This is a genomic window from Aureibaculum koreense (genome assembly GCF_034296135.1).
Lineage (GTDB): Bacteria > Bacteroidota > Bacteroidia > Flavobacteriales > Flavobacteriaceae > Aureibaculum.
The window spans coordinates 82,483-97,491 of sequence record NZ_JAXKVV010000013.1; the positions used below are offsets into that span (position 1 = coordinate 82,483).

The 15,009-nt window shown below is 38.8% G+C and carries 6 protein-coding genes; 4 read left to right on the forward strand and 2 right to left on the reverse strand.

Annotated elements, in window-relative coordinates; translation table 11 throughout:
- Together sufB and UMM65_RS12050 are read right to left on the reverse strand one after the other, a co-directional pair.
- The gene (gene sufB / locus UMM65_RS12045) at positions 1-1,449 is read right to left on the reverse strand and encodes a Fe-S cluster assembly protein SufB (RefSeq protein ID WP_321976815.1); all 1,449 of its coding nucleotides are present in this window, start codon (positions 1,447-1,449) and stop codon (positions 1-3) included.
- A gap of 9 nt (positions 1,450-1,458) precedes the next feature.
- Positions 1,459-1,788 carry a HesB/IscA family protein gene (locus UMM65_RS12050; RefSeq protein ID WP_321976816.1) on the reverse strand — a complete coding sequence of 110 codons (330 nt, stop codon included), beginning with the start codon at positions 1,786-1,788 and terminating at the stop codon, positions 1,459-1,461.
- A 323-nt stretch (positions 1,789-2,111) separates the two neighbouring features.
- On the opposite strand from UMM65_RS12050, the gene UMM65_RS12055 reads away from it, so the two are divergent.
- From UMM65_RS12055 to UMM65_RS12070, 4 genes are all read left to right on the forward strand, one after another.
- Entirely contained in the window at positions 2,112-7,967 is a 5,856-nt protein-coding gene (locus tag UMM65_RS12055; RefSeq protein ID WP_321976817.1) for a DUF7933 domain-containing protein, read from the forward strand.
- A 502-nt stretch (positions 7,968-8,469) separates the two neighbouring features.
- Positions 8,470-13,278 (forward strand): FG-GAP-like repeat-containing protein, encoded by a 4,809-nt coding sequence (locus UMM65_RS12060; protein WP_321976819.1) that lies wholly within the window; start codon positions 8,470-8,472, stop codon positions 13,276-13,278.
- Positions 13,279-13,290: 12 nt separating this feature from the next.
- Positions 13,291-13,716 (forward strand): hypothetical protein, encoded by a 426-nt coding sequence (locus UMM65_RS12065; RefSeq protein WP_321976820.1) that lies wholly within the window; start codon positions 13,291-13,293, stop codon positions 13,714-13,716.
- The coding region (locus tag UMM65_RS12070; protein WP_462976392.1) for a DUF7507 domain-containing protein at positions 13,709-15,009 on the forward strand (1,301 nt) is incomplete at its 3' end. The genes UMM65_RS12065 and UMM65_RS12070, both read left to right, overlap by 8 nt.

Sequence of the window (15,009 nt, forward strand, 5' to 3'; positions counted from 1 at the left end):
TTAACCTACAGATCCTTCTAAACTAATCTCCAACAATTTCTGTGCTTCTACTGCAAATTCCATGGGCAATTTGTTCAACACTTCTTTACTAAATCCGTTTACAATTAAAGCAATGGCTTTATCCATATCTATACCACGTTGGTTGCAATAAAACAACTGATCTTCTCCAATTTTTGAAGTAGTAGCCTCATGTTCTATTTTAGCGGTTTTGTTTTTTACTTCTATATATGGAAAAGTATGTGCTCCACATTCGTTACCCATCAATAAAGAATCACATTGCGAAAAGTTCCGGGCATTATCGGCACGGGCATGTACTTGTACCAATCCGCGATAGGAATTATGCGATTTTCCGGCAGAAATTCCCTTGGAGATTATAGTACTTTTCGTGTTTTTTCCTAAATGTATCATTTTTGTTCCCGTATCTGCTTGTTGGTAGTTATTGGTAACGGCAACCGAGAAAAATTCACCAATTGAATTATCGCCTTTCAGCACACAACTAGGATATTTCCAAGTAATTGCAGATCCGGTTTCAACTTGTGTCCATGATATTTTAGCATTGGTTTCGCACAAACCACGTTTGGTAACGAAGTTAAAAACACCGCCTTTACCGTCTTTACCACCCGGAAACCAGTTTTGCACGGTCGAGTATTTTATTTCAGCATCATCAAGGGCAATGAGTTCTACTACAGCAGCATGTAATTGATTTTCATCACGCTGAGGAGCGGTACAGCCTTCTAAATAACTCACATAACTTCCTTTATCGGCAATAACCAATGTACGTTCAAATTGTCCTGTACCACCTTCATTTATCCTAAAATATGTGGAGAGCTCCATTGGGCATTTTACCCCTTTCGGAATATAGCAAAAAGAACCATCACTAAATACGGCACTGTTTAAAGCGGCATAAAAATTATCTGTTTGCGGTACAACGGAACCCAAATATTTTTTCACCAATTCAGGATGTTCTTGAATGGCTTCTGAAATGGGGCAGAAAATAATACCTTTTTCCGCCAATGTCTTTTTAAAAGTGGTAGCAACCGAAACGGAATCCATCACAATGTCAACTGCTACACCAGATAATCGTTTTTGTTCGTCAATTGAAATACCAAGCTTTTCAAAAGTTTTTAGTAGTTCAGGGTCAACCTGGTCCAAACTTTCCAGTTCAGGTTTTTTCTTTGGGGCGGCATAATAGCTAATATTCTGAAAATCTGGTTTTTTGTATGTAACGTTGGCCCAATCGGGTTCGGTCATACTTTCCCAAATTCTAAAAGATTCTACACGCCAATCGGTCATCCATTCCGGTTCGTTTTTCTTTTTGGAAATTGCCCTGACCACATCTTCGTTTAATCCCACAGGAAATTTATCGGATTCAATATCCGTATAAAAACCGTATTCATACTCTTTGGTTTCAAGCTCCTTTTTTAAATCGTCCTCTGTATATTTACTCATTCTTATTTTTTAAAGTGAAAAACTCTCCCCACACCCACAAGTTCTATTCGCATTAGGATTCTTAAATACGAAGCCTGTCCCGTTAAGACCACCCGAATAATCAAGGGTAGTACCAACCAGATATAAAAAACTCTTTTTATCGACTATGATTTTGATAGAATTATCTTCAAATACTTTATCGCTTTCTTGTTGTGTTTTGTCAAATTTTAGTTCGTAAGACAAGCCAGAACAACCGCCACTTTTAACACCTACCCTCACAAAATCGGTAGTGGCGTCAAAGCCATCATCTTGCATCAATTCAATGACTTTCTTTTTTGCTATTTCAGATACTTGTATCATTGTCTATATAGATTCGTTCTAAATAAGTGCAAATATAGGTTAAAAAAGGAAGAATTAGAAAATTTTTGATTTAAAAACACATTAATATAAGTATTTTATGAAAGCCAATAAAACGTAAAAAAAGCAACAATATTAAGAATAGATAATCGTTATGATTGTCAACAATAAAACTAATGTTATTAACAATGCCTATGTGTTGTTAACACAATGTTAATAAAATGAATGTTGGATTTTATATTTGCTTTTAAAGTAAGATAAAGAGTTATAAATACTAATTGAATTTTTAGACCTAAAAATTACTTATTAATATAAAATAAATCAATTTGACCAATTTTAAAAATAAAATAGGAGGTTTAATTACTGTTTTATTATTACTGTTTACCACTCAAATTTTTGCTCAATCAGTAGGCGATTATAGATCAATTGCTTCTGGTAATTGGACTACAGTTTCCATATGGGAATATTTTGATGGTACTTCCTGGATAGCTGTGACGGAGTATCCTGGCCAAACAGGAGGAACAGGTACTAATGATGTCTATATAGAAGGAGGCTTTTCTGTAACGCTTACTTCTGATTTAACTGAGGCTATCAATTCTGTTATAATAGGTGATGGAATTGGGACTACTGATTTTTTAAATATTGGAGCTACTTCGCGATTAAACACTCAACTAATTTCAATTGAAACTGGTGGTGAACTTGACTGGATAGTAAATGTAGATTTTACACTGCCAGCTGGGGCAGCAGTTGTACTTAACGGAGGAGTAATAGATGAAGATACACCATGTAGTGCAGCTCAGAGATTGATAATTGACACTACAATATACTCTTCGTGTAACGGAGGTGCTGGAGCCACGTACAGTTTTAATGATTTAAATACTAATGGAGGGAGTATAATAGTAAACCCAAGCTCTAACTCTCCAATTTCTGTTGGTGCTACATTAAATCTTTTTGCAAATCCTTCAGGAACTGGAGCTGCTGACCCTTCAAATACATTTGCATGGACCGGAACTGGGCCAAATGGCTATACTTTTAGTTCATCATTAGAAGATCCATCAATTACTGGTCTTGCAGTAGGCACCTATATTTTTACTGTTACAGTTACATCTTCAGGAATTACCTACACAGCTTCGACTACAGTAACAGTTAGTAATCTTTCAAATTCTACAAGGAGTTATTCTGAAAGAACGGCAATTAATATTGTTGGAAACTTTGAAGCCATAGGTAATACCAGTATGCAATGTTCTGGCTGTGCTGCTGGTACACAAACGAACAATCCATCTGCAAATATGGTATATGTTGATATAGATGGTATAGCTGCAACACAAAACTCGAGTAGCTCATTATTAGCAATACCTGTTGGAGCAACTGTAGAATGGGCAGGTCTCTATTGGGGAGGAATGTACAATTCTTCTAATTCTGGCATTACAAACCCAACTGGAATGAGCAATGATCAGGTTTTATTAATGGAACCTGGTGCTTTAAATTATACAACAATAAATGCTAGCCAAAGAAATCAAGAAACAACAACTTTTTCTGGTTGGAATACTTTTATGTCTTTTGCAGAAGTTACAAGTATTGTTCAAGGTGCGGGTTCTGGTAATTATTTTGTTGCAGATATAAATTTAGCTACAGGAAGTTCTTTTACAGGGCCACATGGAGGCTGGACTTTAGTTGTTGTTTACAGTGAACCTACAGAACAAAGCCGTAGAATAAATGTCTGGGATGGTTTTCAATTTTTTGGTTTTGGAGCTACAGACTCGTTTAACGTAACAGGGATTTTAACCCCATCATTGGGAACATTTGAAACTAAAGTTGGTTATTATGGAATGGATGGTGAAGCGTCCTCTACGGGAGATTTTATAAATCTTAATGCGGTTGCCTTAACCGATGCAAGTAACCCGGCTAATAATGTATTTAATGGAACAGTTTCAATCTTCGGTGCTAATAACCCTAATAGAAACCCAAATATTACACCATATAATTGGGGATATGATTTAGATATTTTTGATGCCTCAGGATATGTGCCTAATTCAGCCACATCGGTAGCTGTGCAATTGGGTAGTACAAGTGAAGGTGTATGGGGAGGGGTATTTGTTATTTCTAACGAAATAGTTCTACCAACAATTTCAAAAAGTTTTTCTCCCGCTCAAGTGGATTTAGTCGGAGATGTCTCTACAGTTTCTATTACAATAGATAACCCTAGTAGAGGAATTAATATGACTGGAGCTACATTAACTGACAATTTACCCCCAGGAATGGTTATTGCACCAACTCCAAATGCAAGTACATCATGTGGTGGAACAATCACAGCTGTAGCTGGATCTTCAACTTTTACAGCTAGTGGTATGAGTATTCCCGTAGGAACATCTTGTACTATTACTTTTGATGTAGTTACAACAGAATACGGTGTTTTTACTAATACTTTGGATAACACTAATTTTTCCAATGACCAAGGTGTAGATTTGAATAATTCTACAACGGCTACTCTAACGGTAGGCGATGATACTGATGGAGACGGAATAATAGATTATGTTGATTTAGATGATGATAATGATGGTATTACTGATACCCAAGAATACTGTGGTACAGATCCAGTAACCGGAGGCTCTACTACAGCTAATATTACCATAGATATAGATTTAGATCAAGACGAAAATGAAACTACATGGACTTTACTTGATCCATCTTTAGGTACAGTAGCGAGTGGTGGTCCATATCTAAATTCTGATGAACTAATCTCTCAAAGTTTCATTGTTTCAACTTCTGGAAATTATACTTTCAATATTTTCGACTCTTTTGGTGATGGAATGGCAAGATCTGGCGGATCAAATAGTAATGGAACAGCAAGTTATCAAATTGTAGTCGATGGAACACCAGTTTTTACTTCCTCAAATCTTCCAAATTTTGGTAGTTCTGATTCTCAATCATTTTCTATAAGTATAATTCCGCCTAATCCTTTCTCATGCTTGAGTTCAGACCCGAACGGAGATGATGATTCTGATGGAATAATTAATTATCAAGACGCTGATTATGCTGCAGCTAATAGTTCTACCCTAAATAGTAATGGAGTTGTCAGTATTCTAGATACAGATGGAGATGGTATTATTAATAGTTTAGATCTTGATTCAGACAATGATGGTATTTATGATATTATCGAAAGTGGAGCTATAAATGTATCTGCAGTAAATGATTCCGATAATAATGGAATTATTGATGGAATAACTGCAGCCAATATTGGTTCAAATGGGGTTTTTAATACTGTTGAAACTTCTGCAGATAGTGGCAACTTAAATTATACAGTTACAAATACTGATGGTACTGATAATAGAGATTTTTTAGATTTAGATTCAGATAATGATTTATGTAATGATGTAGATGAAGCTGGCTTTACTGATGACAATAATGATGGAATACTTGGCCCAGCATCAATAACTGTAGATTCTAATGGGCTAATTACAAGTGGTTCCGATGGCTACACCACTCCAGCCGATGGAAATGGAAATACCACTTACGATTTTCAAGAAGCCGGAGCTACACCAGTAATTACGAATCAGCCAGCCGATGATCCTATTTGTTTTGGTGAAAATGCTAGCTTTTCTGTTACAGCAACGGGGTTAAATTTAACCTATCAATGGCAAGTAAGTACTAATGGTGGATCTACATTTACTAATTTAAGTAATGGAGTTGTTTATAGTAATGTCAATGGACCAATTTTAAATTTAACAACTCCACCACAAACGTATCATAATTACCAATATCGTGTAATTATAACAGATAGTGCATTTAGTTGTGGCACAGTAACTTCAGATGAGGTTTTACTTACTATTCAAGCACAACCTGATGCAGGAACGAATGGTACGTTAGATTTATGTGCAGGTGATACGGCTACCTTAGCCCAATTGAATGCTGCCATTACCGGCGAGGATGCTGGCGGTACATGGAGTCCGGCACTAGCCCCAGGCATTACAAGTTATACCTATACAGTAGCGGCAACTGCCCCTTGTACAGGCAATGATACTTCAACGGTAACGGTGACCTATCAAGCACAGCCTGATGCAGGAACCAATGGCACCTTAACTGTCTGTGAAGGCACAACGCCAACAGATGCAGAATTATTTGCAGAATTAGGAGGTACTCCCGATGCAGGAGGAACATGGACCAATGTAGGATTAGTCTATACCTATACCGTAACAGCTACGGCACCGTGTACGGGTAATGATACGGCGACCGTAACGGTTACTGAACAAGCACAACCTGATGCAGGAACCAATGGCACCTTAACTGTCTGTGAAGGAACTACTCCGACCGATGCAGAATTATTTGCAGAATTAGGAGGCACTCCAGATGCAGGAGGAACATGGACCAATGTAGGATTAGTCTATACCTATACCGTAACAGCTACGGCACCGTGTACGGGTAATGATACGGCGACCGTAACGGTTACCGAACAAGCACAACCTGATGCAGGAACCAATGGCACCTTAACTGTCTGTGAAGGAACTACTCCGACCGATGCAGAATTATTTGCAGAATTAGGAGGCACTCCAGATGCAGGAGGAACATGGACGAACTCAGGATTAGTCTATACCTATACCGTAACAGCTACGGCACCGTGTACGGGCAATGATACCGCTACAGTAACCGTAACCGAACAAGCACAACCTGATGCAGGCACCAATGGTACATTAACCGTATGTGAAGGCACAACCCCAACCGATGCAGAATTATTTGCAGAGTTAGGAGGCACTCCAGATGCAGGAGGAACATGGACGAACTCAGGATTAGTCTATACCTATACGGTAACTGCAACAGCACCGTGTACGGGCAATGATACCGCTACGGTAACCGTGACCGAACAAGCTCAGCCGGATGCGGGCACGAACGGAACGTTGACGGTCTGTGAAGGAACTGCCCCGACCGATGCAGAATTATTTGCAGAGTTGGGCGGTACCCCGGATGCAGGAGGCACCTGGTCGAATGTTGGATTGGTTTACACCTATACGGTAACTGCAACAGCACCGTGTACGGGCAATGATACCGCTACGGTAACCGTGACCGAACAAGCTCCAATCATTAATATATCTAATGGGCCTACTTGTTCGTTAGATTTATTAACGTATTCCGTTGAAGTTACAGTTAGTAGCGGAACGGTAACAAGTACCTCTGGAACAGTAACAAATACTTCTGGTAATATATGGAACATAACTAATATAAGTTCTGGTACTAATATTACTTTAACCGCAGAAGATGCAGATACGTGTACAAATACTTTAGATATTACAGCACCAAATTGTAATTGTCCAGTAGTAGATGCACCAACAAGCGGTGGCAATGAATCCTATTGTGCTGGAGAATCTATTCCTACGTTAACTGCCAGTGTTGGAGTCGGCGAAACCGTAGATTGGTATGACCAACCGAGCGGTGGTACATTATTATTGTCAGGAAATACATCATATACACCATCTGGTCCGGGTACTTATTATGCAGAAACCAGAATTATTGTTAGTAGTTGCACAAGTGCCACAAGAACAGCAATAGTACTTACGGAAAACCCACTTCCTGTTGCTCCTGTTAGTGGAGGAAATCAAACTGAATGTGCTGCAATTCCAACACAAACGCTTACAGCTACTGCAACAGCTCCTGGAGGATCGAGTGTTGTTTGGTATGATGCAGCCACTGGAGGTAATATTGTGGCGAACCCAATATTAAATGCCGTCGGGACAATTACCTATTATGCAGGTAGTACAGATAATACTACGAATTGCGAGAGTGCTTCAAGAACAGCTGTTATTTTAACCATTCAAGATTGTGAAGCTGATTTAAGCTTAAGAAAGACCGTAGATAATTCAACGCCAGATGTCGGTGACGATATTACCTTTACTATTACCTTGAGAAATGATGGTCCATCCGATGCTACTACAATTATTGTTAGAGATATTATCCCTGGTGATTTCACCTATACTCATCCTAATTTTGTAACAAGTCAAGGTACGGTAACATTTAATGCTGGCACAAGAGCTTTAGATTGGAATTTAGGGGCTTTTGTATTGCCGGTTGGAGATTCGATTACCTTAGAATACACCGTAACGGTCGATGTTTGCGGAGAGTTTAAAAACCAAGCGGAAATTACAAATAGTTCAGTATCCGACCCAGATTCCACACCTAATAATGGAAATTGATATGTTGAAAAATTGAAATTTAAAAGTCATGAAATAAAGTTCAAGGTTTTAATAAATTTAAAATTCATTTTGGTAGAACTTGATATTCCATCTTAAAAAAAGAATTACTTAATTTAGAGAATATTAACAATATTCGAACTCAAAATCTACTATTCCCTTTAAAACTCACAATACAATAAATTTCAAGCTGTTACGTTTTTGCTATTAACAAAATGTATTTAAATTGTTAACAAATATTTTAGGTTATCAACATAATGTTAACATTTTAGGTCGAGGTATTTATATTTGCTCAAGTAATAAGTGGAGAATTGAAAAGATTTATTGGAGTTTTCTTTTTAACGATTTGGTTTCATAAAATAAAATGAACTATAAATGTTAAAATAACTTGTAGCCTTACTGTGACTAATAAACGGAGTAGGGTTTTTCTATGGTTAGTTGTTTAATTGTATAAGAACAATTTTTATATAAATAAAAACTACGTTAATATTAAATAATATCAATTTTGATCAAGCTAAAAAAAGAATTAAATGCACTTCTAATAACCTTGGTGTTATTATTATCTTACCCTATAGTAGCCCAAACTACTTTTACTGAAAGTGCAACCGCCTACGGGTTAAATATTGGTGGCAATAAAGACGGTGGCCATGCTTGGGCGGATTATGATGGTGATGGCGATTTGGACGCACTTGTCCTTGTTAATAGTACTTCGCAACGCAATTATTTAATGCGTAATAACCGCATAGGTCTTGGCACGAATAACTTCACAAATGTTCAACCTACTTTAGCTCCTGGTATGATAGCTGGTGACCCAGCTGAGAGGTCTGCCGCCTGGGGAGATATAAATAATGATGGTCGACCAGATTTTATCATGAATTCTCATGGAAATAACCCAAGTGTAGTAGCATTGCAGATATTTATACAAAACCCTTCTGGAACTTTTGGCGATGGTATTGGAGGTACAACTCCTATTACTGTTGGTGAAAATGCTAGTGCTACTATTACAATTAATCCTTTAAATACAGAAGGCCTGGGACTTTTTGATTTTGAGGGAGATGGTGATCTTGATATCTTTTTTGATAGTCATAATTACGGAATTGAACTCCTTAGAAATAATTTTATAGATCATACTACAAATACCTATACAAGTCCAACACCTACCGCATCGAATTTATTTACACATATTACCACAAGCAATGGTTCTCCTAATGTGGATTTTGGTTTAAACCAATATGCCACAGATGGAGATTACGGTACTGCCGCAGATGTTAACGATGACGGATGGGTAGATATTTTTATGCGTAAACGCGATGAAAAGGACTTTTTCTTAAATCTCGGCGGTGTTTTTGATAATGTAAATGGGGCCGATTTGGGCCAGGCCGAAAACGGCAATAAGGGCGGTAACGGGTTGTGGGATTTGGACAATGACGGTGATTTAGATGCGGTTTGGACAGAAAATGGTACCACTCAAATCTTTAGAAATGATGGTGGAGGTACGTTTACAGCACTTGGAGCAGCTGTTTTTCCAAGTTTACCACAGCCTTCAAACACGAATAATACAACCTCTTCTGCTGGTATTGACGCTTTGGCAGGTGGCGATATTGACAATGACGGTGATATAGACATAATTTTAGTAGGCGATAACAGAAGTTATTTGTACATTAATCAATTAAACAGTCCAAGCCCAGCTCCCGGAACTGTTGGTAGTGGTACGGCAATGACTTTTGTTCTTGATGCCGCTCAATCATTTAATACAGGTGCCGATGGCGAAGGAACCACTATGGTTGATGTGGATGATGATGGCGATTTAGATATTTATATGAACATTAACGGAGGAGCTAACCGACTATATATAAACAACCTAGCCGCTGCCAATAGAAACAGTCATTTGATTGTAAACGTGTCCGAAGATAGAAATCCTGATGGGACAACTGGAGGGTTTTCAGGAAGAACAGCAATTGGCACCAATGTTTTAATTCGAGATTGTGACGGTAATATAGTTAGTGGATTACGACAAGTAAACGGATCTTTTGGCCATGGTACCCAACAATCTCCCCAAGTTCATTTTGGATTGCCGTTAGGAGAAAACCAACCGTATTTAATTGAAGTTCATTATCCAAATCTTTACAATAATGCTGCAGGTGCAATTACTAGATTAATTGCAACCGCGGTAGCACAGCCGAGTACAATATCAGGTACTAATCATTATACGTTAACTACAACAGATGCTGAAACGTTGCAAAACCCTAACGCACCTATTGCAAATGATGATGAATATATTGTGCCTTACCAAAATACAGTTTCGGTACAGTTTAGTTTATTTGAGAACGACACTGAACCTGATGGCGATAATTTTTCTATTGAAAGTGTGACCCAGCCCGCTGTCGGCTCGGTGGTCATAGATGATGCCAATGCAGGATTGGTTACTTATACGTATAGTGCCGGTACACCATTTTCAGGTACATCGTTTACATATACTATTTCAGATGCTACCGTCGCCGTATGTCCCGGATCGGGCAAGAGCGATACGGCAACAGTAACATTAAACCAACCTTGTACAGATCCATCTGGTGTTGATACTGATAATGATGGGATAAATGATGTTTGCGATATTGACGATGATAATGATGGTATTTTAGACACTGAAGAATGTGGCGGAAGTCAACCTATAAATTTTAGTAATATAAACGCGTCTTATGATGTTCTTTCCCATACCTTAACAAATACTAATGGAATTACAGTTGATGTCGCCGCAACATTTAATCAAAATGGTGCAAATACACCTGATCCGGTAAATAATAATGGCGATTTAGCATTACTTGGCTCCAACGCAAGTGTTCAAGATTATACTACAGGGTCCTATTATGATATTACATTTACCAAACCTGTAAAAGTTGCTATTACAAAATCGATAAGTGTTGGTGGATTTTTAGGTACTAACGATGAAATTTATTTCAATGCTACTGGAGGTTTTACAATTATTGAAGGTGATTTTGTCGACCAAAACAATCCAGATGTAAATGCGTTGGAACTTCAAGGGAATACCAGCTACTCATCCGCTTCACCCAACAATTTCTTAATTGAATCTAACGGATTTATTACAGCAATGCGAGTGCAAGTTGACGGCAACCCACGTGCACCGATTAACATACAGGTTATTTGTATTGATGATAATTTAGACGGTGACAATATTGCTGACCATTTAGACTTGGATTCGGACGCAGACGGTATCCCAGATAATGTCGAGGCTCAAACTACTTTAAGTTATACTGCTCCGAGTGGAAATGATACCGACTTTAATGGTTTGGATGATGCTTATGAGACCACACCTGGTTCTGGCGAAGGTATTACCCCAACCAATACAGACGGAACAGACAATCCAGATTATACTGACACCAATTCTGATAATGATGCCCTTAACGATACTGCGGAGGCAGGAATTGCTTTAAATGGCGTAGATATTGATAATGACGGCCTAGATGATGGTGTTGATGCAGATACGTCAGGATACGATGATCCAGGTGGTACAATTGATGATCCCCTAACAGGGCCACTTGCTTTACTGGATTCTGACAACGACGCAACTACAGGTGGTGATGTCGACTTTAGGGATGCACAAGATGACAGACCTGATAATGACAACGACGGTATTGTAGATGCTGAGGATTTTGACGATGACAACGACGGTATTTTAGATACCGACGAAGGTTGCGGTAACTTGGTTATAAATGGTAATTTTGAAGCACAGGATTTTTCGGATGCCACAGTTTTTCCTAGCGGATTCACAGATGCTTCGGGTACATTTATAGGGGCTACATACAATTCTAACACATTATACGGATGGACCTATACACAAAATATGGATGGTTGGGTAGGTGGTCAAAGCCCGTCTTGGTCATCAAATAGTTTTGCCACAGCTTATCAAGGTGCTCAATATGTAGATCTCGTTGGTAATAATAACGTAACGGGCGGTATCAATGGTACCATGTCTCAAACTATCAATACCGTTCCTGGAAACTCTTACATATTTTCTTTTCACTGGGGCGAAGATGTAGGTCATGGCAATGGTGCCGCTATTACTTTGGATGTAGATGTGTTGGACGCGGCCAACAATCCATTAATAAATGAAACTATTACAGCGGTGGCTCAAGGACCAATTGCTGGAGTTATAGGCCCAAGAAATTGGTTTTACTATAGCCAAACCTTTACAGCCACTACTGCACAAACCACCATTCAATTTCAAGCTACACCTCCATCAGGCTCTACTGCTGCCGGAGCAGATATAGATTATGTAAGTGTTGTAGAATCGGGGGGTTGCCAAGACACGGACAACGATGGCGTAATAGACGCTTTTGACCTAGATAGTGATAACGATGGCATATTCGATGCCGTAGAGGCGGGCCATGGTCAAGCACATACCAATGGAGTAGTAAATGGTGCTGTAGGTATAGACGGTATACCCAATGTTGTTCAAGACGATCCTGATAGAGAACGTGTAAATTATACATTGGCTAACAATGATGCCGATACAAATCCCAACTTTTTAGATCTGGATAGTGACGGAGACGGTATACCGGACAATGTAGAGGCACAGACTACAATAGGTTATACAGCACCAAGTGGAACGGTCAATACAAATGGTGTATTTACAAATTATACATCTGGTTTAACACCGACCAACACGGACGGTACGGACAACCCAGATTATTTAGATTTAGATTCAGATAATGAGGGTGCAAACGATACTACAGAAGCTGGAATTACCTTGGCAAATTCCGATTCAGATGGAGATGGTCTGGATGATAATACGGATGCCACAGCAGATTATTCGGATCCGGGGGGAACTATTGACAATCCCTTAACCGCTCCTGTTATTTTACCTGATGTGGATTTTGATGCCAATAGTGGCGGTGACGTAGACTTTAGGGATGCCATAAACAGAGCTGACCTAAACCTTACCAAAACGGTTAACAATAGCAATCCTGATCAGGGGGATGATATTACTTTTACTATTACGATAACTAACGATGGACCTTCAACAGCAACAAATATTGAGGCAACCGATATTATCCCAACGGATTTTACCTATACACATATCCCTGCAAACTATTCTACAAGTCAAGGTACGGTAAGCTATAACTCAGGTACCCGTATTCTGGACTGGGATGTAGGAAGTTACCAACTCACCTCAGGTAGTTCAATCACATTAACCTATACAGTTACGGTAGATGTTTGCGGAGAGTTTAAAAACCAAGCGGAAATTATAAATAGTTCAGTTTCAGACCCTGATTCAACGCCAAATAATGGTCAATAAAAGCAAGAGATTATGGTAGTAATATTTTGGCTAAAGTTGTTTAATCATAAGACAGAGATAAGCATGATTATATCTAAGCAAGTATTTGTATCTAAAAATAATCGACATAGTAGAATATTAAACCTTTTAAAAGAAGTATTGATAATCAAAATATTTAAGAATTCAGGAACAGTTGATTCAACTAAATTTAAAATTGAATACAGAACAACGCAAGGAATTGCAAACAATGACGTTATAAACAGAACCAAACTAAGGAAATGGATGAGCTTTAAGTCACAAAAAGAGACTTTTAATGAGTTTATTCACCTATGTAATGGTTTTGTTTGTGGTATGCTGAATGTTAATAATACAAAAATTGAGATTCAACCCTTAACGGTTTTTAAGAAAAACTATAATGACACAGACCTATCAACACAATCAACTAATACGAATGAATAGATTCAAAAAATACATAATAGCCCTGCTTTTTGGATTTTTTGTTGTTCAAACTTATGCCCAAACTCCCTCGTTAACGGTAACTAATCTAGAAACCGTAGGAAACACTGGTGTTTCAGAAGCAGGAACGGTACTAAATTATAGGATAGAACTGTTCAATAATGGTGACCAAAACCTAACGGGCATAACTATTTCCGATGTGTTGAACGGAACTACGTTAACCCTATCTGGCCCAACAGAAAGTATTTCCGCGAATGGTACATTAAATATTGGTGAAACTTGGACTTATACTACTTCTTATACAGTTACTGCAGCAAACATAACTGCTGGATCTGATTTGGTGAATACGGCAACAGTAACTACAGCTCAAACCGGAGCAACTAATTTTACTGCTGTAAGAACTGTTAAAATCTATGAGGATGACTATGACGAGGTAACCATTACGGTTAAAAGTACAGTTGCGGCACCAGTAAGTAATGGAGATATTGCAGAATGTAATTCGGGACAAACGTTAGATGCAAATGATGCTTTAGTGTCAACAACAAATGTAGTTTGGTATGATGCATTGGTTGGTGGAAGTACAGTTGCAAACCCTACACAAACAGGTGTTGGTTCTATAACTTATTATGCTGAACAAACTGACCCTGCTACAAGTTGTTCAAGTGCAACAAGAACAGCAGTAACCTTAACGATCGATGCGTTGCCAACAGCCACAATTTCATATGCGGGGTCACCTTATTGTGCTACTGGCACGGCAACGGTTACCCGAACGGGCCAATCGGGCGGAACCTATAGCAGTACGGCAGGCTTGGTAATTGATGGAACAACGGGAGCGATCAATCTGACAACAAGTACACCGGGAACCTATACGGTTACTTATAGCTTTACGGATGGTACCTGTCCAAATACGACCACTACATCGGTAACGATTGACCCATTAGAAAATGCGACTTTTAGCTATTCAGGGTCATCATATTGTCAAGATGATGCAGATCCAACACCGACCATTACAGGAGTTGGTGGTGGTACTTTTACCAGTAGTCCTGCAGGATTGTCAATCAACGCCTCAACTGGAGCAATAGATGTGAGTGCATCGACAGCAAACACCTATTTAGTAACATATACTACACCTGGAACATGCTCTAATAGCTCATCGCAATCAATAGCTATTAATACTTTACCTACAGCCGATGCAGGTACAGACGCAGAGTTGACTTGTACAACAACTACGTTGAACTTAGATGGTTCAGGATCCACTGCGGCAGGAGTGAGCTATGCATGGACTACGGCCGATGG